Raw genomic sequence first — 20,953 nt, 5'->3', positions numbered from 1 at the left:
CCATGGCCGTATCCTTTTCCAGGCCACTTGCACTCAGCCAAGGAGATCCGGCGGGCGTTGGTCCCGACATAACTCTTGTTGCATGGACGCGTCGTCGAGAACTTGGGTTGTCGCCCTTCCTTTTCATCGGCGACCCCGATGTGCTTGCCGTTCGCGCGCGGCAGCTCGATTTGAACGTGCCATTGCGACAGACCGACTGCGCGGGAGCATATGGCGCGTTTGCAGAGGCGCTGCCGGTACTTCCGGTTCCTGCCGGTGTCGAAGTGGCCGCCGGTGAACCGCACGTAGCAACAGCACGCGGAACGATCGCAGCCATCAAAACAGCCGTCTCACTTGCCATGAAAGGTGAGGCTCTTGGCGTGGTGACAAATCCGATCGCCAAGTCGGTTCTTTACGAAGCAGGCTTCGGCTTCCCGGGACATACGGAGTTTCTTGCTGATCTTGCTTTTCGCGCCACGGGCACGCCCGTCACGCCTGTGATGATGCTTGCAGGCCCTAAGCTGCGGGCGATTCCCGTTACGATCCATATTCCTCTGAAGGACGTGCCGCTCGCATTGACGTCGGAGCTTATCGTCGAAACCTGCCGTATCGCCGACCGAGACCTGCGGCAACGATTCGGCATCGAGCAGCCGCGGCTCGCGGTCGCCGGTCTCAATCCGCATGCGGGCGAAGGCGGCGCGATCGGCCAGGAAGACGACGCCGTCATCCATCCGGCCGTCCAGGTTCTGCGCGCAGAGGGAATCGACGCTTTTGGTCCCCTTCCCGCCGACACAATGTTCCATGATGACGCGCGCCGCCGTTACGATGTGGCGATCTGCATGTATCATGATCAGGCGCTCATCCCCGCAAAGGCGCTCGGCTTCGACGACTCGGTTAACGTGACCCTCGGTCTTCCCTTCATCCGCACGTCTCCGGATCATGGAACCGCCTTCGGAATCGCCGGGAAAGGCATCGCGCGCGAAGACAGCCTTGTGGCAGCTCTCAAGCTTGCGGCCCAGCTCGGTCTCGGCTCGGAGCGCCATCGCTGATGGCCGCACTCGATGGCCTGTCGCCATTGCGCGATGTTATCCATCGGCACGGTCTCGATGCCCGAAAAGCGCTCGGGCAGAATTTCCTCCTTGAGCTCAATTTGACGCAGAAGATCGCCCGTACGGCTGGCGATCTCAACGATGCGACCGTTTTCGAAATCGGTCCCGGGCCAGGAGGATTGACGCGTGCCATTCTGGCTCTCGGTGCGCGAAAAGTGATAGCGATTGAGCGCGATCAGCGCTGCCTTCCGGCACTGGCCGAAATCGCCGCCCATTATCCCGAGCGGCTGGATGTGATCGAAGGCGACGCGTTGAAGACCGATCTGGAAAGCCTGACGTCGGGCGGCCCTGTGAAGATCATCGCAAACCTTCCCTACAATGTGGGCACGCAACTCCTCGTCAATTGGATCCTGACGAGAAATTGGCCGCCCTTTTGGCAGTCGATGACACTGATGTTCCAGAAGGAAGTAGGCGAACGCATTGTCGCCGCTGAAAACGACGACCATTATGGCCGGCTAGGCGTTCTTTGTGGCTGGCGTACCGAAGCCCGCATGGTCTTCGACGTCGCGCCACAAGCTTTCACGCCGCCGCCAAAGGTTACGTCCACGGTCGTCCATCTGACGCCGAGGGAAAATCCCATCCCCTGTTTCGTCGGCAATCTCGAGAAGGTGACTCAGGCCGCGTTCGGCCAGCGCCGAAAAATGCTGCGTCAGAGCCTCAAATCGCTCGGCGGCGAAACGTTGCTTGGAAAGGCCGGCATCGATCCCATGCGACGCGCGGAAACGCTTTCCGTCGAGGAATTTTGCAGGTTGGCGAACTGCCTTTAGAGCGTTTCAGCTTTTCATGGAATCGCAGAACCGCTCCAAGCTTTTGTTTTTACGCAATTCCGGACGGAAAACCGCTTCGCACTTTTCCTGGAATTGCTCTAGAGAGTGGTTCAACTCTCATTAAGCTGCTCAAGCTTGCGAACTCAGAGTCTTGGCTTTTCGTCGAGAAGCCCACGCACGAAATCGAACATCCCGTGCCGGCGATCGCGGCGCAGCCGCTCCGCGTTGACGATGGATTGAACCGCGTTGAAGGCAGCGTCCAGATCATCATTGACGATGACATAGTCATACTCGCGCCAATGCCCGATCTCGGCGCAAGAATTGGCGAGGCGGGTGGCGATCACTTCTTCCGTATCCTCGGCGCGCCGATGCAGCCGTGATTGCAATTCCGTCATCGTCGGCGGAAGGACAAAAACCGATACGACATCGGCGGACATCTTTTCCTGAAGCTGCTGGGCGCCCTGCCAGTCGATATCGAACAACATATCTCGCCCCTCGCCCATGGCAATCTCCACGGGTTCGCGTGGCGTCCCGTAAAAATTGCCATGCACTTCAGCCCATTCCAGCAAGGAATCGGAATCGCGAAGGCGCTCGAATTCGCGTAGCGAGACGAAATGGTAGTGGATGCCCTCGATTTCGCTCGGCCGGCGCTGCCGTGTCGTCACGCTAACGGACAGGCTTATCTGCTTGTCAGCTTCGAGGAGATTTCGCGCAATTGTCGACTTTCCTGCGCCGGACGGCGAAGAAATCACCAGCATCAAGCCTCGGCGCGCAATCTTGATAGGCGATGGTGTCGCCGGCTTCATGCCTTACTCCAAATTCTGAACCTGCTCGCGGAACTGATCTATGACGACCTTCAACTCAATGCCGGCCGAGGTGACGGCGGCTGCATTGGATTTCGAACAGATGGTATTCGATTCGCGGTTAAATTCCTGTGCAAGAAAATCGAGCTTCCGGCCTGCGGGACCGCCTTTCGCCAGCAATTCCCGGGCAGCGGCGACATGCGCCTTCAGCCTATCGATCTCTTCGCGCAGATCCGCCTTCGTCGCCAGCAATGCCGCTTCGGCATGCAGGCGCTCGCGATCGAGACCCGGCATGCCATCCATCAGAACGGCAATCTGAGCCGCAAGCCTTGCAGCGATCTCCTGCGGAGAGCGGGAAGGATCGCCCTCCACAGCCAGCGTCAGCCGTTCTATCGTCGCGATATGACCACGCAGGATCTCGCTCAGCGCTCCGCCTTCCTGCTGACGCATGGAACGCAGATCAACAAGAGCGGCGACGAAACCAGCCATGATCTCGGCATCGCGCTCCGCTAAAACCTCCTCACCCTCTTCAGCCTCGCGGAATTCAACGATACCGCGAAGCGAAAGCAGCGTGTCGAGACGAAGCGGCGCGGGATCGATCAGGCCATCCAACTGGCTGCGCATGGCGAGGATTGCGGTCAGCGCTTCCTGATTGAGCACGGCTTCGAAACGATTGTCGCTTGCCGTGAGCGAAAGCGCCACCTGAAGATTGCCACGGCTGAAATATTCCGCCGCGAGGCGTCTCACATCGGCTTCCAGCCGCTCCAGACCGGGTGGCAGGCGCAGACGCAGATCCAAACCCTTGCCGTTGACCGAACGCAGTTCCCAGGCCCAACGATAGCGCCCACTCGTGCCTTCGCGTCTGGCAAAGCCGGTCATGGACTGCAGCAAAGCCATCATACCTCCCAAAATCAGTTGATCCGTCTCTTCTTCTGAGAATTCTGAGAACCGCCGGTGCTGCTCGGTAGCGCTTCTGGCTGACCGTCAACAGCTATATCCGGATCGATCCCCTTCTGGGCTTCAACCTCACGCCAGCGCTTCACATTTGCATTATGCTCTTCGAGCGTTGCGGCGAAGACATGCCCGCCCGTTCCGTCGGCCACGAAGTAGAGATCCTGCGTCTTCCAGGGATTGGCGACTGCCTCCAGTGCATCCTTGCCCGGATTGGCGATCGGGGTCGGCGGCAGACCTTTGATGAGATAGGTGTTGTAGGGTGTGTCCTTCTTCAGGTCGGACTGATAGATCGGCCGATCAACAGGTTTTCCATCGCCGCCGAAGAGACCATAGATGATCGTCGGATCGGATTGCAGCCGCATGCCCTTGCCGAGGCGGTTCAAAAAAACCGAAGCGACATGCGCACGCTCGTCGGGGATGCCGGTTTCCTTCTCGACGATGGACGCGAGGACAACCAGTTCCTGCTTGCTCGGGATCGAAAGACCAGGGTCGCGCTTTTCCCAGATCTGATCGACGAGCTTCTGCTGGGCGGCGATCATCTGCTGGACGATTTCCACCCGTTTCGTACCACGGGTGAATTTGTAGGTTTCCGGCCGCAGGCTCCCTTCCAGCGGCAAGTCCGCCGGCAATTCGCCTTCGAGAATCGGATCGTCGGCAAGCCTCTTGAACATCTGCCGGACCGTCAAGCCTTCCGGGAAAGAGACGGAATAGAGGATCGATTTTCCCGATTTCAGCAGTTCCATGATGTCCTTCATGGACGCACGGGCCTTGATTTCATACTCGCCCGCCTTCAGCGTCTCGCCAGCGCCCAGACGAGTCTCCGTCACATAACGGAAGATGCGAGCGTCGGAAATGATCTCGTTCCGCTCCAGGTTGGATGCGATTTCCGTAATGCCGGCCCCATCGCGTACGATAAAATTGGTGTTGGTCTGCAGGGGCCCCGGGTTCTGATAGGTGGATATGGCGTAATAGACGCCGATGAGGGCGACCGCGCAGACGAGAACCGTCATGGTCATGACGAAGTTGAGGAAGATGACCATCTGGCTGCGGGCCTTCTTCGAGCGGCGTGGCGGCTCAGGAACACGCTCCGGGCGCAGGGCTTCGCTGGCAGACTTGGGGATAATCGGTCCCTTCTGCGCCGCTTGGCCCTCCTGTCCGTTCGGGATTCCGTTGTTCGTGTCGCTCACCAGCAATCCTCTTCAATTGGCATTGCATTTTTTACCAAGCAATGCGGCAAAAACAGGTACAGGAGGCAATGCGCGACGCGCACCGTCTCCTTGGCCGGAGGGTCAGAACCTGCCCCTACGCTTCATACCGGCGCAGTACTAACGACGCATTGGTGCCGCCGAATCCGAAGGAATTGGACAGCGCCACGTTGATTTCTCGCTTACGAGCCTTGTGCGGAACCAAATCGATGACGGTTTCGCGTTCCGGATTATCGAGATTGAGCGTCGGTGGCGCAATATTGTCGCGAATGGCAAGGGTTGTGAAGATGGCTTCGACGGCACCGGCCGCACCAAGCAGATGGCCGGTCGCGGATTTGGTCGAAGACATCGATATCTTCGAGGCAGCATTGCCGACCAGGCGTTCGACCGCGCCGAGCTCAATCGTGTCGGCCATGGTCGAGGTTCCGTGCGCATTGATGTAGTCGATATCGGCGGGCGTGAGACCTGCACGCTTGAGGGCAGCGGTCATGCAACGCTGCGCGCCCTCACCGTCTTCGGAGGGAGCGGTAATATGATATGCGTCGCCGGAAAGACCGTAACCGACGACCTCGGCATAGATCTTCGCCCCGCGGGCCTTGGCATGCTCCAGTTCTTCCAGAACGACGATACCCGATCCCTCGCCCATGACGAAACCGTCGCGATCCCGGTCATAGGGGCGGGAAGCCTTCTGGGGCTCATCGTTGAACTGTGTGGAAAGCGCCTTGCAGGCGGCAAAGCCCGCAAGCGAGATGCGGCTGACCGGCGATTCGGTGCCACCGGCGACCATCACATCGGCGTCGCCAAGCGCAATCAGACGCGCGGCATCACCGATGGCGTGAGCACCCGTCGAGCAGGCGGTGACAACCGAATGGTTCGGGCCACGCAGCTTGTGACGGATCGAAACCTGGCCGGAGACGAGATTGATGAGACGACCCGGGATGAAGAAGGGAGATATGCGCCGCGGTCCCTTATCCCTCAGCGTATAACCCGCCTCGACGATGCCCTCGATGCCACCGATGCCGGAGCCGATCAGGACGCCGGTCGCGATCTGATCCTCGTCGCTCTCGGGATGCCAGCCGGAGTCAGCGAGCGCCATGTCAGCAGCAGCCATGCCGTAGATGATGAAGGGGTCGACCTTGCGCTGCTCCTTGGGCTCCATCCAATCGTCAGCATTGAACGTGCCTGCGCTGCCGTCGCCTACCGGAATGCGGCAAGCGATTTTCGCGGGGAGGTCGTCAACCTCGAATTCGGTGACGAGGCGGGCACCGCTCTGTCCGGAAAGGAGCCGAGACCAACTTACCTCCGTCCCGCATCCCAAAGGTGATACCATGCCGGTACCAGTGATAACGACACGTCTCATCGCCCGTAACCCCCCGTCTTTTTCTTCACATAGGTCTTATGGAGAAACTGGCCCGCATCTGCGGACAAAAGAGGGCGGACTCGATGAGACCGCCCTCACTAAATCACAAGCGATTATGCCTGAGCCTTTTCAATGAACTTTACTGCGTCGCCGACCGTCAGAATGGAGTCGGCAGCATCGTCGGGGATTTCAACGCCGAATTCTTCTTCGAAGGCCATGACCAATTCAACGGTGTCGAGCGAATCCGCGCCCAGATCGTCGATGAAGCTTGCGCTTTCAACAACCTTGTCGGCATCAACGCCAAGATGATCAATAACAATTTTCTTTACGCGCTCTGCGATATCGCTCATGTCGGTTTCCTCGACCTTATCTCTTGATCAGATGCTGTACAGCATCCCTACCCTGTTAGAGCCTGCAGCGCCGACAAAGCCGGCACCGCTGACAAACCCGTTCAACCCGGCTTTGAGATGCGGCCCGGGCCCCACAGAAGTTGTCCGGCCCGTCTACATATTCGGGACGACTGTTCACAGTCATGGCCCGCTTAACACGGTTTAAGTCTGTCGCAAAGCCAGAAAATCAACCGCGCCGGATTGGTCAACACGCTATTGGAAGGAATTTTCGCGCCAGTCGGCTTTCTCGTTTCAGATCATGGCCATGCCGCCGTTGACGTGCAGAGTCTGACCGGTGACATAGCCTGCCTCCGACGAAGCGAGATAGGCAACGGCGGAGGCTATTTCAGCACCTGTCCCCATGCGTTTCATCGGGATCGCGCCCATGATCCCTTCCTTCTGCTTGTCGTTCAGCTTGCCGGTCATGGCGGACTCAATAAAGCCGGGAGCCACGCAATTCACCGTCACGTTGCGGGTGGCGATCTCCTGCGCCAGCGATTTCGTGAAACCGATCATGCCGGCCTTCGACGCGCAGTAGTTCGCCTGCCCCGGATTACCAGTCACAGCCACAACGGAAGTAATATTGATGATGCGGCCATACCGGCGACGCATCATCGGATGTGTGAGTTCACGCGTCAGGCGGAAGGTGGAGGTCAGATTGACTTCCAGAACGCTATCCCAATCCTCGTCGCTCATGCGGACAAATAGACCGTCCTTGGTGATGCCTGCGTTGTTGACGAGAATATCGACGCCCTCAAGCTCGACCTCCGCCTGTGCTCCAAGCGCTTTTACTTCGTCGCGGTTCGCCAGATTGGCCGGAAAGATCTTGACGCGCTCACCGAGTTCGGCTGCCAATGCCTCGAGCTTTTCGACGCGCGTGCCATGCAGGCCGACGACGGCACCCTGCCTATGCAAGAGGCGCGCAATCTCCTCGCCGATACCGCCAGTCGCTCCGGTTACCAGCGCCTTACGGCCGGTCAAATCAAACATGGGTGCATCCTTGTTCTTCAAGTTTCACGATCAGCCGATGAGGCTCGCAAGCGCGGTATCGATATCGGCTGACGAATTAACGGCAACGCCGGTTACCGATTTGTCGATGCGCCGGGCAAGCCCGGTCAACACCTTGCCTGCGCCAATTTCATACAATGTTGTCACATTATTGGCAGCAAACCATTCCACCGTTTCGCGCCAGCGGACCTGTCCCGTCACCTGCTCGACCAGCAGGCCTGCGATTTCTGCCGCGTTGGTCACCGGCGCGGCGCGCACATTGGCAACCAACGGCACAGCTGGGTCGGATTTCTGAACATTCACCAGCGCTTCCCGCATGGCATCCGCCGCCGGAACCATCAGCTTCGAATGGAAAGGGGCCGAGACGGGAAGCAGGATCGCCCGCTTGGCGCCCTTGTCCGTCGCCAGCGCGGCAGCATGCTCGACGGCCGCTTTTTCCCCGGAAATGACGAGTTGACCGCCGCCATTGTCATTGGCGATCTGGCAGGAGCCCATGACCAAAGCCTCCTCACAGACGGAAAGGACTTCAGCCTGCTCTAACCCGATGATCGCAGCCATGGCGCCAACGCCGACGGGAACAGCCGACTGCATCGCATTGCCGCGAATGCGCAACAGCCGCGCGGTGTCGGCCAGTGAAAAAGTGCCGGCGGCGCAGAGCGCCGAATATTCGCCGAGCGAATGGCCAGCGACATAAGAGATCCTGGCTTTCAGGTCGAAGCCTCTTGCCTCGAGCACACGCATTACCGCCATTGAAACGGCCATAAGCGCAGGCTGCGCGTTCGCCGTCAGCGTCAGCGTGTCTTCAGGACCATCGAAAATAATGTCGGAGAGCTTCTCGTCCAGCGCATCGTCCACTTCCTCGAATACGGCGCGGGCTTCGGCAAAATTATCCGCAAGCTCGCGGCCCATGCCGACAGCCTGGCTGCCTTGGCCGGGAAATGTAAAAGCAATCGTCATTCTTAATAAATCCTCAGGCTGATTTGCTCTCCAATTGACATTCTTTCCTGAGGAGTCAATAGGCGCCTCAAAGGCCGCAAGTCCTTTCGCATCCGCACAAAGCGCCGATTTTTCTCCTTGCGTCCGTTCAAATCTTTTCTAGATTTGCGCGGTCTCGCCCCCATCGAAACTCTTTGAGCTGCACCAAAGGTTTTCCCATGAAATACAATAAATTAGGACGGACTGACATTTCCGTCTCTCAAATTTGCCTCGGCACCATGACTTGGGGCTCCCAGAATGATGAAACCGATGCCCACCAACAGATGGACTATGCCGTCGAAAAAGGCGTTAATTTCTTCGATACTGCGGAGCTTTACCCAACGACGCCGGTTTCGCCCGAAACACAGGGCCGCACCGAGGAATATATCGGCAGTTGGTTCGAAAGGACCGGAAAGCGCAAGGATATCATTCTTGCCACGAAAGTCGCCGGCTCCGGTCGCGACTATATCCGTAACGGTCGGCCGACGGATGCTGCCGGCATTCGGGAGGCGCTCGACGCCAGCCTCTCCAGGCTTAAAACAGACTATGTCGATCTCTACCAGATCCACTGGCCGAACCGTGGCCACTTCCACTTCCGCCAATGCTGGAATTACAACCCCTTCACGCAAGACCGCGCGAAGGCGATCGCTGAAATCACGGAGACCCTCGAAACGCTGAGCGAACTGGTGAAGGCCGGCAAGATCCGCGCCATTGGCCTTTCGAACGAAACGACCTGGGGCATACAGAAGTACCTGACCCTGGCGGAACAGAAGGGCCTGCCGCGCGTCGCAAGCGTGCAGAACGAATACAATCTCCTTTATCGGCACTTCGATCTCGATCTAGCCGAGCTTTCGCATTACGAAGATGTCGGCTTGCTTGCCTATTCGCCGCTTGCCGGTGGTATTCTCACCGGCAAATATGTCGGTGGAGAAAGGCCGGCAGGTTCGCGCGGCTCTATTAACAGGGACATCGGTGGACGCCTGCAGCCGCTGCAGGAGCCGGCCACGCGCGCCTATTTCGACATCGCCGCCAAGCACGGCCTCAATCCGGCCGCGATGGCGCTCGCCTATTGCCTGACCAAGCCCTTCATGACGGCGGCGATCATCGGTGCGACCTCGATACCGCAATTGAAAATCGATATCGGCGCCGCAGACGTGACTTTGTCGGACGATGTCCTGATCGAGATCGAGAAGGTTCACCGGCAGTATCCAATGCCGATGTAGGACGTGGCGCTAGCTCGAACTGAAGCCGGCGGGGATTTCCTCGCTTGCCTTCCGTGCAAAAATCCGTATAAGGCCCTCTGTTCGCAACCCGGTCTACTGGCTGGTGGCTGAACGGAGGGCCGGTTTCGCTTTTGGCGAGACCGTTCGGAACCGTAGCGTTCCAGCCTCCCGTGTCTCCGCTCTCGACCGTCTCGGATAACGCTTTTCTTGCTTGGGTCCGCCCTCTCAGGAGCAGTCGTTGAGGCTTAGCCGCTAGGGCCCGGGTTCAGACCAACGCAAGAAAGGCAAAGCTTACCATGGCTCTTTACGAACATGTATTCCTTGCCCGGCAGGATGTTTCCGCGCAGCAGGTCGATGCCCTTATCGAACAGTACAAGGGTGTGATCGAAGCAAACGGCGGCAAAGTCGGGCGTGTCGAGAACTGGGGTCTCAAGTCCCTCACCTATCGCATCAAGAAGAACCGCAAGGCCCACTACGCCCTGATGGACATCGATGCACCGGCCCCTGCCGTCCAGGAAATGGAACGTCAGATGCGCATCAGCGAAGACGTTCTTCGCTACATGACGATCGCCGTCGAGAAGCACGAGGAAGGCCCGTCCGCCATGATGCAGAAGCGTGACCGCGATGACCGTCCGCGCGATGGCCGTGGTCCGCGTGAAGGCGGCTTCGGCGACCGTGGCCCGCGCCCGGATCGCGGCGACCGTGAAGACCGTCCGCGCCGTCCGCGCGAAGACCGTGCATAAGGAGATTTGAGATATGGCTGAAGCATCCTCCGCTCCGGTTCGCCGTCCGTTCCATCGTCGTCGCAAGACCTGCCCGTTCTCCGGTGCAAACGCTCCGCGCATCGACTACAAGGACGTTCGCCTCCTGCAGCGCTACATTTCCGAGCGCGGCAAGATCGTTCCGTCCCGCATCACGGCTGTCTCGCAGAAGAAGCAGCGCGAGCTCGCTCAGGCGATCAAGCGCGCCCGTTTCCTCGGCCTGCTGCCCTACGTCGTTGCCTAATCGGCCGACTTAGAATGCTTTCAGGGGAGGCAGTCATGCCTTCCCTTCTCCCTTCCGCGATGGGCGCGGATCGGAACCCTTAAAACCCATGTTGGGGACTTGCTTCTCTGGAATTGATCCAAGAAAACCTCCCCTAACTGCTTGATGAAGCAGGACAGCGACGTGCAAAGATTGAACTCGAAGACGCTTGTGACCGGCGCGCTCGCCGGAATTACCGCCGCCCTGCTGGTGCTGGGCGCGAATGCGCAGTCGTCTTTCAGCGTCGTTCTTTATGCCGCTTCCGCCCTTCCGATCCTGCTTGCCGGTCTTGGCTGGGGCAATGTCGCTGCGATCGCGGCCGTGATCACTGCGGCCGCTCTCAGCGCACTCACCATCTCTCCCTCTTTTGCCGTCGTCATGACCCTGGTGACACTTGCTCCGGCCGGCTGGCTCAGCCATCTCGCCAATCTGGCCCGCCCAGCATCCGAGCTCGGTGGACCGGACCATCTGACGGCGTGGTATCCGCTCTCCGACATCCTGCTGCACCTCTGTGGTCTCGTGACCTTCGCCATGATCGTCATCGGGGTCATGATCGGCTACGGCCCGACGCTGACCGACCAGATCGTCGACCTCTTCATCACTTCGCTTCGCGAGCAGCAGCCGACCTTTGCACCCGATCCGGAGGCTACGGCCCGTGCCAAGGCGCTGATGCTGCTTGCTATCCCTGCAGTCCAGGGCGCGTTCTGGGTAAGTCTGCTCTTTGCAGCCTACTATGTCGCGACCCGGATCGTGACCGTTTCCGGACGCAATTTCCGCCCGCGCGAGGATATTCCTTCCGCACTGCGCATGAATAGGAACGCGATCTTCATTTTTCTCGCCGGACTGATCGCCTGCTTCCTGGGTGGCGTGCCTGCACTCATCGGCGCCACCGTACTCGGCACCTTCGGGGCTGGCTTCCTGCTCTCCGGCTTCGCCGCCCTGCACTACCGCACCCGCGGCAAGGATTGGCGCATACCCGCCCTGATCCTCTGCTATCTGGCATCGCTCATGCTCGCGTTGCCGGCCCTCTTCATCCTCGTTGTTGGTCTTTCCGATACGCGCAAGGCGATCGCGTTGACCCCCAACAAGGATGCAAATGCACAGAACCAACCCGACACGAAATTCTGAAATCGAAAGGAACAAACAGATGGAAGTTATTCTCCTGGAGCGCATCTCCAAGCTCGGCCAAATGGGCGAGACCGTAAAGGTCCGCGACGGCTTTGCCCGCAACTACCTGCTGCCGCTCGGCAAGGCGCTGCGCGCCAATGCCGCCAACAAGGCCCGTTTCGAAGCCGAGCGCGCAACGCTCGAAGCTCGCAACCTCGAGCGCAAGTCCGAAGCCCAGAAGGTCGCCGACGTTCTCGACGGCAAGTCCTTCATCGCCGTACGGTCCGCCGGTGAAACCGGCCAGCTCTACGGTTCCGTCGCTGCCCGTGACGTCGTTGAAATCCTCGCCGCCGAAGGCTTCAATATCGGCCGCAACCAGGTTCACCTGAACACGCCGATCAAGGCCATCGGTCTGCACAAGGTCGAGATTCAGCTGCATGCCGAAGTCGAAATCCATGTCGAGCTGAACGTTGCCCGTTCGGCCGAAGAGGCAGAGCGTCAGTCCAAGGGCGAGACGCTCACCTCCGCCGAAGCCATTTACGGTGTTGACGAAGACGCATTGCGTCCCGAAGACTTCTTCGATCCGGAAGCTGAAATCGAAAGCGACGAAGCCTAATATACCGGACAGGACATCGTCCTTCATATCAAAGCCCGGATACTCGATCCGGGCTTTTTCCATCGCGGTTGGCTTCGGATATTTCGGAGAACAGGCTCTTTATCGCACCGTTCCCTCGTGTTCGACCGGGATCGTTGCCCGTGTTCAATCCTTGCCGACTGATGTCAAATTCGCCATCATGGCGCGAACGACCTTCAACGCGACCCTTAGCTCTTGTTCGGAAATACCTTCAATAACGCGCGCACGAACCTCAGTCGCCAGTTCGTCGACTTCGCTGGCGATCGCCCTGCCAGCCTCGGTCATGAAGATCTGCTTGGCTCGCCGGTCGGCGTCGGGCGTGCGGCGTTCGACGAAGTTCTGGGCTTCCATCGCATCGAGAATTCTCACCAGCGTCGGCGTTTCGAGGTCAAGCAGTTCTGCGAGTTCGCGCTGATTGATGCCATCCTTCTTGGACAGCGCGAAAAACACGCGAGCCCGCGGCAGCGTCATGTTCCGTTCGCGAACGAGCGATGCAAAGCTCGCCTTGAGCTTTCGGGTGAAAGCCGCGACTTCCTCGATCACTTCCCGCCCCAGCGACATGTTCGGCACGTGCATCACCTCAATTAATTAGTGCACTAATTATTTCGCTAGTTCTTAAATGAATATATGGAATTTTCAAGCGCAAAAATCGCCAAATACGTTTTCCGGGGAGTCCTGAGACGGTAGGATCTCCAAGTGGTCGAGTGAGTCGGACCGTGGCACATACGCGACACTCCTAATAATTTGCAACAGGCCGGTGACGGTCTGTGGAAGAGTGGAACAACGTGAATGCTTCGAACGATTTCGGGCAATCGGGCGGGGCATTCGCTTCAAGAGCCTTGACCGTGGAGAGTTCCCGCCGCAAACCGATAGGCAGCAATAAAGAGACGAGAACAGGATGAACGACGCCGTTCGAAAGATTGCCGCCGTTGCTCAAGCCGAGCAGCATTATCGTGAGGCGCCCAACAACATCGAAGCGGAGCAAGCTCTTCTCGGTGCCATTCTGGTCAATAACGACGCCTACTACCGGGTATCGGATTTCTTGAAGCCTATTCACCTCTACGAGCCCCTGCATCGCAAGATCTTCGAGGTGGCCGGCGATATCATCCGCATGGGCAAGACCGCCAATCCGGTCACCATCAAGACCTTCCTTCCCGCTCAGGAAAAAGTTGGCGACCTTACCGTCTCGGAATATCTCGCGCGTCTTGCCCGCGAAGCGGTCACCATTATCAATGCCGAAGACTATGGCCGCGCGATCTACGATCTGGCACTGCGCCGCGCGCTGATCACCATCGGCGAGGATGTGGTCAATATCGCCTATGACGCGCCACTTGACATGCCGCCCCAGGCCCAGATCGAAGACACGGAACGCCGCCTCTTCGAACTGGCCGAGAATGGCCGCTACGACGGCGGCTTCCAATCCTTCAACGACGCCGTCGCGCTCGCGATCGACATGGCGGCCGTGGCAAAGGAGCGTGATGGGGGCCTTTCGGGTATTTCCACCGGCATTCATTCGCTCGACAGCAAGATGGGCGGACTGCAACGGTCGGACCTCATTATCCTTGCCGGACGTCCTGGCATGGGCAAGACGTCGCTCGCCACCAATATCGCCTATAACATCGCCGCCGCCTATGAGGGCGAGGTCCAGCCGGATGGCAGCATGAAGGCGAAGAACGGCGGCGTGGTCGGCTTCTATTCGCTCGAAATGTCATCGGAGCAGCTCGCCACACGTATCATCTCCGAACAAACAGAGGTTTCCTCTTCGAAAATCCGCCGCGGCGACATCAACGATGCCGACTTCGAGAAACTCGTCGCCTGCTCGATGATGATGCAGAAGGTGCCGCTCTATATCGACCAGACCGGCGGCATTTCGATCGCGCAGCTCGCCGCACGTGCCCGACGCCTCAAGCGGCAGCGCGGTCTTGATGTGCTCGTCGTCGACTACGTCCAACTCATGACCGGCTCCAAGAAGGCTGGCGAGAATCGCGTCCAGGAAATCACTGAAATCACCACTGGCCTCAAGGCGCTCGGCAAGGAACTCAACGTTCCGATTATCGCGCTGTCGCAGCTGTCGCGCCAGGTCGAAAGCCGTGACGACAAACGCCCGCAGCTCTCCGACCTTCGCGAATCCGGCTCGATCGAGCAGGACGCCGACGTCGTGCTCTTCGTGTTTCGTGAGGAATATTACGTCAAGAACCAGGAGCCGCGCGATCCGAACGATCCGAAATATGCGGAATGGGAAGCGCTATTCGACAAGGTGAAGGGTACGGCCGACGTCATCATCGCCAAGCAACGCCACGGCCCCACCGGTACGGTGAAGCTCGCCTTTCAATCGGAATTCACGCGCTTTGCCGATCTCGCCGATCCGTCCTTCATGCAATATGAGGAACACTAAGCCCAGAGGCATGATGCCTTTATGCGGGCTCGGGCGTGCAAGGCGGCAGTTCCTATCGGAAAGGCTGGCTGTAGCACTTTGAATTGCTGCATGTTTCTGTCCTTAAATCGATCCCGATTAGAGGATACATGCGATAGACTGAGCGCAGAATCTTCCTCCGCCGTTTTAACAGTGGGCTCATGACCGACTTTCAAGATACCTTCGATGATTACGATGCCTTTGCCTCCGCCGGACTGCGTCTGACAGTCGATCTCGGCGCCCTTGTCGAGAATTGGCGCAATATGGCGCGCCGATCGGGCAAAGCGCGTGCAGCCGCAGTCGTCAAGGCCGACGCTTACGGCATGGGCATTGAAGATGCCGGCGAAGCGCTTTATCTCGCCGGTGCTCGCGATTTCTTCGTCGCCACGGCGGACGAAGGCGCCACGCTCCGGCTCTACGCGCCGGAAGCGCGCATTTTTGTGCTTTCGGGCATCTGGCCGGGTCTGGAGCGTCTATTCTTCGAACATGATCTCGTTCCGGTGATTTCCTCGGAGGAGCAGCTCGCCTTCTGGATGGCCGTCTCGGCAGATCATGGCGACCATCCCTGCGCACTGCATGTGGATACCGGTTTCAATCGACTCGGACTGCCGATGCAGGATGCGCTTGAGCTTGCCGGCGACGTCTCGCGACCGGCAAGTTTCTCACCGGTCCTTGTTATGAGCCATCTTGCCTGCGGCGACGACCCCTCGTCACCGATGAACCGTGTCCAGCTCGAATCTTTCCACAGGGTTAGCGCCGCTTTCGAAGGTATTGAATCAAGTCTTGCGGCTTCGGCCGGCATTTTCCTGGGCCCCGATTACCACTTCGATGTCACACGGCCTGGTATTGCCCTTTACGGCGGCGAGGCCGTCAGGGGCATGGCCAATCCGATGCGTCCGGTCGCCACCGCGGAGACACGCGTCATTCAGATACGTTCCGTGAAGGCCGGAGAATTGGTCAGCTATGGCGGGGCTCTGCAACTGACCCGCGACAGCCGTCTGGCGATCGTCTCGGCGGGCTACGCAGACGGCTATATGCGCAGTCTTTCAAGCGGCGGCGTGCCGCTCAGAAAGACCGTGCCCGAAGGTGGATACGGTTTTATCGCCGGCCATCGCGTGCCGGTCGCTGGCCGCATCACGATGGATCTGACCATCTTCGACGTGACCGACGTGCCGGAAGATTGGATACGGACTGGAGACTATATCGAACTCTTTGGCAGCAATATTCCGGTCGACGATCTGGCACGAGCAGCGGGAACGATCGGATACGAGGTGCTGACGAGTATCGGATTGCGCCACGAGCGCCGGTACATCGAGGCCGAAGAAGAGTGGGCCCCGCCTTAGAGCGTTTCAGCTTTTCATGGAAGCGCAGAACCGCTCTGACCTTTTGATTTACGCAATTCCGGAGGGAAACCGCTTCGCACTTTTCCTGGAATTGCTCTAGCGTGAACTCAAAGCCAGACGGACGCCGAGCGCAACGAACAAAGCACCGAGGCCGCGATCAAGCCATAGCCCGATTTTCACATTGCTCTTCAAAGCGCCCGCCAAGCGCCCGCCGAGAAGGATCAGCGGCGGCTCGATGAAGGCCGCGACGACAATGATCAAGCCGCCATGCAGCAATAGTTGTGCCCAGGCCGGCCCCGCGCCTTCAACAACGAACTGCGGCAGGAAGGCGAGAAAAAAGATCGCGACTTTCGGATTGAGAAGCGAGACGAGAATTCCCTGCCGGTAGATGCGGCTGGATGGCAGGATCTCGTTTTGAGGCTTGATAAAGCTTCCGCCTTCGCTCGACCGCAAGGCCTGTATTCCAAGCCATATCAGGTAAGCGGCGCCGATCCATTTCACAGTCGAAAAGGCGACGGCGGACGCTGCCAGTATCGCCGAGAGCCCAAGCGCCGCCATCAGCACATGCAGACAGGCCCCCGTCCATATGCCGAACAGCGCAGCAAAGCCCACCCGGGTTCCGCTCCTGATAGTGTGTCCCAGGATAAACGCGATGTCCGGGCCTGGCGACACATTGAGAAGGATCGCGGCCGAAAGAAAAGTGAGCCAGTGCGCAAGCGAATAATCGAACATGATCGACCTGTCGAAATACCTGCACAAAGGCTGACATGGCAGGCGTTGATAGGGAAATCATTAGTTTTGATCTATGCGGGGAGCCATTATCTGACGGAGAGCGGTGATTCGACACGAAGACTGCAGTGTTTGTCCGGCACGAAAAATGAAAGAAGCAACCGATGGCCAAGGCCAGAACACAATTCATCTGCCAAAGCTGCGGCACCATTCATAACCGCTGGGCCGGCAAATGCGATAATTGCGGTGAATGGAATACCATCGTGGAGGAAGACCCGATGGGGGGTATCGGCGGGGGGCCTGCCAAGGTGCCTAGGAAGGGGCGACCTGTCGCACTGACGGCGCTTTCCGGCGAGATCGAAGAGGCGCCGCGCGTCCAGACGGGCATATCGGAACTCGATCGCGTCACCGGTGGCGGTTTTGTACGCGGCTCGGCCGTTCTTGTCGGCGGCGATCCCGGCATCGGCAAATCGACGCTTCTGATGCAGGCCGCAGCGGCCCTTTCGCGCCGCGGTCATCGCATCATCTATGTTTCCGGCGAGGAAGCCGTTGCGCAGGTCCGCCTTCGAGCGCAGCGGCTGCATGCGGCCGATACCGACGTGATGCTCGCCGCCGAAACGAACGTGGAGGATATTCTGGCAACACTTGCCGAGGGCAAGCGTCCAGATCTCATCATCATCGATTCCATCCAGACGCTCTGGAGCGAGCTTGCGGAGTCCGCACCCGGCACGGTGACGCAGGTGCGCACCGGCGTGCAGTCGATGATCCGCTTTGCAAAGCAGACCGGTGCGGCCATGGTGCTCGTCGGTCATGTCACCAAGGACGGCCAGATCGCCGGCCCTCGCGTCGTCGAGCACATGGTGGATGCCGTTCTCTATTTCGAGGGGGATCGCGGCCACCACTACCGCATTCTGCGCACGGTCAAGAACCGTTTCGGGCCGACGGACGAAATCGGCGTCTTCGAAATGTCGGACAAGGGCTTGCGCGAAGTCGCCAATCCATCGGAGCTTTTTCTTGGCGAACGCAACGAGAAATCGCCGGGTGCAGCGGTCTTTGCCGGAATGGAGGGCACCCGGCCAGTCCTCGTCGAAGTGCAGGCCCTCGTCGCGCCGACCTCTCTTGGCACCCCCCGACGCGCAGTCGTCGGCTGGGATTCGGCGCGCCTGTCTATGATCCTTGCCGTACTCGAAGCCCATTGCGGCGTGCGCCTCGGGCAACACGACGTCTACCTGAATATCGCCGGCGGTTATCGCGTGTCCGAACCGGCTGCCGACCTTGCGGTTGCATCGGCTCTTGTTTCCTCTCTCGCCGGTCTTGCCCTGCCGGCCGATTGCGTCTATTTCGGCGAAGTCAGCCTGTCGGGCGCGGTCCGACCGGTGGCACACACCGCGCAGCGCCTCAAAGAAGCCGAGAAGCTTGGATTTTCTGCAGCTCTGCTTCCGGCGGCCTCGGCCGATCTTCCAAAGGGCTCAGGCGGACGCTGGAGCGAGATCGACAGCTTGCCGGATCTGGTGGCGCGGATCGCCGGATCGAAAGGTGCGTTACGGCATGTGGAAGATAATGTTTGATCCTTTCTTCGCCGTCGGCGGTGATGCTATAGCGGACATGCGAAAGACGCGGCGATACGGCAAGTTCTGGAGTTGAATTTATATGCCCATTACGATTTTCGACGGTATTGTCATCGGCGTCGTACTCTTCTCCGCCGTACTGGCGATGGTTCGCGGCTTTTCCCGCGAGGTTCTGTCCATAGCGAGCTGGGGCGGCTCGGCCGCGGCCGCCTATTATCTCTATCCCTACCTCCTGCCCTATGCCCGCAAATATACCGATGACGACCGTATCGCGATCGCCGGTTCTGCGGCCGTCGTCTTCCTGATCGCTTTGATCGTCATCTCCTTCATCACGATGCGGATTGCCGATTTCATCATCGACAGCCGGATCGGTGCGCTCGACCGTACTTTGGGCTTTCTCTTTGGCGCGGCGCGCGGCATACTCCTGCTTGTCGTGGCCGTCGCCTTCTGGAACTGGCTGGTCGATGTCAACCATCGTCCCGACTGGGTCAACAATGCGAAGTCCAAACCGTTTCTGGATTCGCTTGTCGTGAAGCTTCAGTCGGTCTTGCCGGAAGAATTCGCGCAGATGATCCGGGCGAGCGTCTTCGACAAGGTTCAGCAGGGAGGCGCAAATGGCAGCAATGCTCCCGCAGGGGATCAGGCGCCCTCGGAAGATGCGCCGCCTGCCGGCGAGACGCAGCCGCCTGCCGATTGACGCAGTGTTCAACAGCTTGACCTGTCGAATGGCAATCGCCATTTGAGCGGGAGATAAACCCAAGTCCGGCCGGGCAAGTGCTCCGCCGGACTTCCGCCGTTTTTGGAAACAGCCGATCCATTCCTTGTGAGAGCAAAGGGCCGCAGCAATGAACGAATCATATTCCTTCCGATCCGAGGATGAATTCGACGGAGATACCCTGCATGAAGAATGCGGAGTGTTCGGCATCCTTGGACATCCGGAAGCGGCTACGCTGACGGCGCTCGGCCTGCATGCGCTCCAGCATCGCGGCCAGGAAGCGGCCGGCATCGTCTCCTTCGACGGACAGCGATTTCACTCTGAACGGCAGATGGGGCTCGTCGGCGATCATTACACCAACCCAGCGACACTGGCCCGCCTGCCCGGTGACCGCGCAATGGGCCATGTCCGATATTCGACGACCGGCGAAACGATCCTTCGAAACGTGCAGCCGCTCTTTGCGGAACTGGAAGTCGGGGGCATCGCGATTGCGCATAACGGCAATTTCACCAACGGGCTGACGATGCGCCGGCAACTGATTGCCGACGGTGCGATCTGTCAATCGACCTCCGATACGGAAGTCGTTCTCCATCTCATCGCCCGCTCCAAACACGTCTCCTCCTCCGATCGCTTCATCGATGCCATCCGCCAGATGGAAGGCGGCTATTCCATGCTTGCCATGACGCGCACGAAGCTGATCGCCGCACGCGACCCAATCGGCATTCGCCCTCTGGTCATGGGGGAACTTGACGGCAAGCCGATCTTCTGCTCCGAGACCTGCGCTCTGGACATCATCGGCGCGAAATACATCCGTGACATTGAGAACGGCGAGGTCGTCATCTGCGAAATCCAGCCGGACGGCTCGATCACGATTGACGCACGCAAGCCGGAAGTCTCAAAGCCGGAACGGCTCTGCCTCTTCGAATATGTCTATTTCGCCCGTCCCGATTCCGTCGTCGGCGGCCGCAATGTCTATACCGCCCGCAAGAACATGGGCATCAATCTCGCCAAGGAAGCGCCGGTGGAAGCCGATGTCGTCGTTCCGGTTCCCGACGGCGGGACGCCGGCGGCAATCGGCTATGCCCAGGCTAGCGGCATTCCCTTCGAGCTCGGCATTATCCGCAATCACTATGTCGGGCGCACCTTCATCGAGCCAACGCAGCAGATCCGTGCCTTCGGCGTCAAGTTGAAGCATTCGGCCAACCGCGCCATCATCAAGGACAAGCGTGTCGTGCTGATCGACGATTCCATCGTCCGGGGCACGACCTCGCTCAAGATCGTGCAGATGATCCGCGACGCCGGCGCCCGCGAGGTGCATATCCGCGTCGCCAGCCCGATGATCTACTACCCCGACTTCTATGGCATCGACACGCCCGAAGCCGACAAGCTGATTGCCAACCAGTATTCGAGCCTCGAAGCCATGTGCAAATTCATCGGTGCCGATTCGCTGGAATTCCTCTCGATCGACGGGCTCTACCGCGCCGTCGGCGGTGCTCCCCGTGATCCGGCAAATCCGCAGTTCACTGATCATTATTTCACCGGCGACTACCCCACCCGCCTCCTCGATCAGGACAGCACCAGCAACGTGCGCAAGCTTTCCGTGCTCGCGAGCAACGGCTAGCACTGGCCGCCTTGCGGCCTTTTCCCTC

The 20,953-nt window shown here is 59.1% G+C and carries 21 protein-coding genes; 12 read left to right on the top strand and 9 right to left on the bottom strand.

Translation table 11 applies throughout. The annotated features are described in order from the left end of the window. Positions 1-2: 2 nt before the first annotated feature. Together pdxA and rsmA are read left to right on the top strand one after the other, a co-directional pair. Entirely contained in the window at positions 3-1,028 is a 1,026-nt protein-coding gene (gene pdxA / locus AAE029_RS17035) for a 4-hydroxythreonine-4-phosphate dehydrogenase PdxA (RefSeq protein ID WP_371074048.1), read from the top strand. Further along, the gene (gene rsmA, locus AAE029_RS17030) at positions 1,028-1,855 is read left to right on the top strand and encodes a 16S rRNA (adenine(1518)-N(6)/adenine(1519)-N(6))-dimethyltransferase RsmA (RefSeq protein WP_371074047.1); all 828 of its coding nucleotides are present in this window, start codon (positions 1,028-1,030) and stop codon (positions 1,853-1,855) included. The genes pdxA and rsmA overlap by 1 nt, the downstream gene beginning before the upstream one ends. 143 nt (positions 1,856-1,998) lie before the next feature. Here rsmA and gmk read toward each other — a convergent pair whose 3' ends face one another. From gmk to fabD, 7 genes are all read right to left on the bottom strand, one after another. Further along, positions 1,999-2,661, bottom strand: a complete 663-nt coding sequence (gene gmk / locus AAE029_RS17025) for a guanylate kinase (RefSeq protein WP_371074046.1) — start codon at positions 2,659-2,661, stop codon at positions 1,999-2,001. Positions 2,662-2,664: 3 nt separating this feature from the next. Further along, positions 2,665-3,555 carry a YicC/YloC family endoribonuclease gene (locus AAE029_RS17020; protein WP_371074166.1) on the bottom strand — a complete coding sequence of 297 codons (891 nt, stop codon included), beginning with the start codon at positions 3,553-3,555 and terminating at the stop codon, positions 2,665-2,667. Positions 3,556-3,569: 14 nt separating this feature from the next. Next, positions 3,570-4,799 (bottom strand): endolytic transglycosylase MltG, encoded by a 1,230-nt coding sequence (gene mltG, locus AAE029_RS17015; RefSeq protein WP_371074045.1) that lies wholly within the window; start codon positions 4,797-4,799, stop codon positions 3,570-3,572. Between the two features lie 115 nt (positions 4,800-4,914). Further along, positions 4,915-6,177, bottom strand: a complete 1,263-nt coding sequence (gene fabF, locus AAE029_RS17010) for a beta-ketoacyl-ACP synthase II (protein WP_371074044.1) — start codon at positions 6,175-6,177, stop codon at positions 4,915-4,917. A gap of 113 nt (positions 6,178-6,290) precedes the next feature. Beyond that, entirely contained in the window at positions 6,291-6,527 is a 237-nt protein-coding gene (locus tag AAE029_RS17005; RefSeq protein ID WP_003547058.1) for an acyl carrier protein, read from the bottom strand. A gap of 291 nt (positions 6,528-6,818) precedes the next feature. Further along, positions 6,819-7,556: a 3-oxoacyl-[acyl-carrier-protein] reductase gene (gene fabG / locus AAE029_RS17000; protein ID WP_371074043.1), complete on the bottom strand. Its 738-nt coding sequence runs from the start codon at positions 7,554-7,556 to the stop codon at positions 6,819-6,821. Between the two features lie 30 nt (positions 7,557-7,586). Further along, positions 7,587-8,531, bottom strand: coding sequence for an ACP S-malonyltransferase (fabD, locus tag AAE029_RS16995; protein WP_371074042.1), 945 nt, complete (start codon positions 8,529-8,531; stop codon positions 7,587-7,589). Between the two features lie 197 nt (positions 8,532-8,728). Here fabD and AAE029_RS16990 point away from each other — a divergent pair, with 197 nt between their 5' ends. The 5 genes from AAE029_RS16990 (at position 8,729) to rplI (ending at position 12,518) form a co-directional block, all read left to right on the top strand. Further along, on the top strand, positions 8,729-9,772 hold the full coding sequence (locus AAE029_RS16990; protein ID WP_371074041.1) for an aldo/keto reductase: 1,044 nt from the start codon (positions 8,729-8,731) through the stop codon (positions 9,770-9,772). Positions 9,773-10,068: 296 nt separating this feature from the next. Continuing rightward, entirely contained in the window at positions 10,069-10,515 is a 447-nt protein-coding gene (gene rpsF / locus AAE029_RS16985; RefSeq protein ID WP_371074040.1) for a 30S ribosomal protein S6, read from the top strand. 13 nt (positions 10,516-10,528) lie between these two features. Next, positions 10,529-10,777, top strand: coding sequence for a 30S ribosomal protein S18 (gene rpsR / locus AAE029_RS16980; protein WP_371074039.1), 249 nt, complete (start codon positions 10,529-10,531; stop codon positions 10,775-10,777). A 162-nt stretch (positions 10,778-10,939) separates the two neighbouring features. Next, positions 10,940-11,923: a DUF2232 domain-containing protein gene (locus AAE029_RS16975; protein WP_371074038.1), complete on the top strand. Its 984-nt coding sequence runs from the start codon at positions 10,940-10,942 to the stop codon at positions 11,921-11,923. Between the two features lie 19 nt (positions 11,924-11,942). Then, positions 11,943-12,518 carry a 50S ribosomal protein L9 gene (rplI, locus tag AAE029_RS16970; RefSeq protein ID WP_371074037.1) on the top strand — a complete coding sequence of 192 codons (576 nt, stop codon included), beginning with the start codon at positions 11,943-11,945 and terminating at the stop codon, positions 12,516-12,518. Between the two features lie 144 nt (positions 12,519-12,662). Here the strand turns inward: rplI and AAE029_RS16965 are convergent, their stop codons facing one another. Further along, complete coding sequence (locus tag AAE029_RS16965) at positions 12,663-13,106, bottom strand: MarR family winged helix-turn-helix transcriptional regulator (RefSeq protein WP_371074036.1); 444 nt, start codon at positions 13,104-13,106, stop codon at positions 12,663-12,665. 328 nt (positions 13,107-13,434) lie between these two features. Between AAE029_RS16965 and AAE029_RS16960 the strand changes: the two genes are divergently transcribed. Both AAE029_RS16960 and alr read left to right on the top strand, forming a co-directional pair. After that, positions 13,435-14,931, top strand: a complete 1,497-nt coding sequence (locus AAE029_RS16960) for a replicative DNA helicase (RefSeq protein ID WP_371074035.1) — start codon at positions 13,435-13,437, stop codon at positions 14,929-14,931. Positions 14,932-15,110: 179 nt separating this feature from the next. Further along, positions 15,111-16,292, top strand: a complete 1,182-nt coding sequence (gene alr / locus AAE029_RS16955) for an alanine racemase (protein ID WP_371074034.1) — start codon at positions 15,111-15,113, stop codon at positions 16,290-16,292. Positions 16,293-16,388: 96 nt separating this feature from the next. Here the strand turns inward: alr and AAE029_RS16950 are convergent, their stop codons facing one another. After that, complete coding sequence (locus tag AAE029_RS16950) at positions 16,389-17,024, bottom strand: LysE family translocator (protein ID WP_371074033.1); 636 nt, start codon at positions 17,022-17,024, stop codon at positions 16,389-16,391. Between the two features lie 161 nt (positions 17,025-17,185). Between AAE029_RS16950 and radA the strand changes: the two genes are divergently transcribed. The 3 genes from radA (at position 17,186) to purF (ending at position 20,925) form a co-directional block, all read left to right on the top strand. After that, positions 17,186-18,589, top strand: a complete 1,404-nt coding sequence (gene radA, locus AAE029_RS16945) for a DNA repair protein RadA (protein ID WP_371074032.1) — start codon at positions 17,186-17,188, stop codon at positions 18,587-18,589. 82 nt (positions 18,590-18,671) lie between these two features. Then, a complete protein-coding gene (locus AAE029_RS16940; protein ID WP_371074031.1) occupies positions 18,672-19,286 on the top strand; it encodes a CvpA family protein in 615 nt (204 codons plus the stop codon). 148 nt (positions 19,287-19,434) lie between these two features. Next, entirely contained in the window at positions 19,435-20,925 is a 1,491-nt protein-coding gene (gene purF / locus AAE029_RS16935; protein WP_371074030.1) for an amidophosphoribosyltransferase, read from the top strand. Positions 20,926-20,953 lie beyond the last annotated feature (28 nt).

This window comes from Sinorhizobium sp. CB7 (assembly GCF_041357635.1).
Lineage (GTDB): Bacteria > Pseudomonadota > Alphaproteobacteria > Rhizobiales > Rhizobiaceae > Rhizobium.
This window is presented reverse-complemented; position numbering and strand designations above follow the sequence as displayed.

Excerpts from the sequence above, each read along its gene's own strand:
- rpsR (WP_371074039.1), top strand. The coding sequence starts at position 10,529 with ATGGCTGAAGCATCCTCCGCTCCGGTTCGCCGTCCGTTCCATCGTCGT.
- rplI (WP_371074037.1), top strand. The coding sequence starts at position 11,943 with ATGGAAGTTATTCTCCTGGAGCGCATCTCCAAGCTCGGCCAAATGGGC.
- fabF (WP_371074044.1), bottom strand. The coding sequence starts at position 6,177 with ATGAGACGTGTCGTTATCACTGGTACCGGCATGGTATCACCTTTGGGA.
- pdxA (WP_371074048.1), top strand. The coding sequence starts at position 3 with ATGGCCGTATCCTTTTCCAGGCCACTTGCACTCAGCCAAGGAGATCCG.
- AAE029_RS16940 (WP_371074031.1), top strand. The coding sequence starts at position 18,672 with ATGCCCATTACGATTTTCGACGGTATTGTCATCGGCGTCGTACTCTTC.
- rsmA (WP_371074047.1), top strand. The coding sequence starts at position 1,028 with ATGGCCGCACTCGATGGCCTGTCGCCATTGCGCGATGTTATCCATCGG.
- AAE029_RS16960 (WP_371074035.1), top strand. The coding sequence starts at position 13,435 with ATGAACGACGCCGTTCGAAAGATTGCCGCCGTTGCTCAAGCCGAGCAG.
- AAE029_RS17005 (WP_003547058.1), bottom strand. The coding sequence starts at position 6,527 with ATGAGCGATATCGCAGAGCGCGTAAAGAAAATTGTTATTGATCATCTT.
- alr (WP_371074034.1), top strand. The coding sequence starts at position 15,111 with ATGACCGACTTTCAAGATACCTTCGATGATTACGATGCCTTTGCCTCC.
- fabG (WP_371074043.1), bottom strand. The coding sequence starts at position 7,556 with ATGTTTGATTTGACCGGCCGTAAGGCGCTGGTAACCGGAGCGACTGGC.
- gmk (WP_371074046.1), bottom strand. The coding sequence starts at position 2,661 with ATGAAGCCGGCGACACCATCGCCTATCAAGATTGCGCGCCGAGGCTTG.
- rpsF (WP_371074040.1), top strand. The coding sequence starts at position 10,069 with ATGGCTCTTTACGAACATGTATTCCTTGCCCGGCAGGATGTTTCCGCG.
- purF (WP_371074030.1), top strand. The coding sequence starts at position 19,435 with ATGAACGAATCATATTCCTTCCGATCCGAGGATGAATTCGACGGAGAT.
- AAE029_RS16990 (WP_371074041.1), top strand. The coding sequence starts at position 8,729 with ATGAAATACAATAAATTAGGACGGACTGACATTTCCGTCTCTCAAATT.
- fabD (WP_371074042.1), bottom strand. The coding sequence starts at position 8,531 with ATGACGATTGCTTTTACATTTCCCGGCCAAGGCAGCCAGGCTGTCGGC.
- AAE029_RS17020 (WP_371074166.1), bottom strand. The coding sequence starts at position 3,555 with ATGGCTTTGCTGCAGTCCATGACCGGCTTTGCCAGACGCGAAGGCACG.
- radA (WP_371074032.1), top strand. The coding sequence starts at position 17,186 with ATGGCCAAGGCCAGAACACAATTCATCTGCCAAAGCTGCGGCACCATT.
- AAE029_RS16950 (WP_371074033.1), bottom strand. The coding sequence starts at position 17,024 with ATGTTCGATTATTCGCTTGCGCACTGGCTCACTTTTCTTTCGGCCGCG.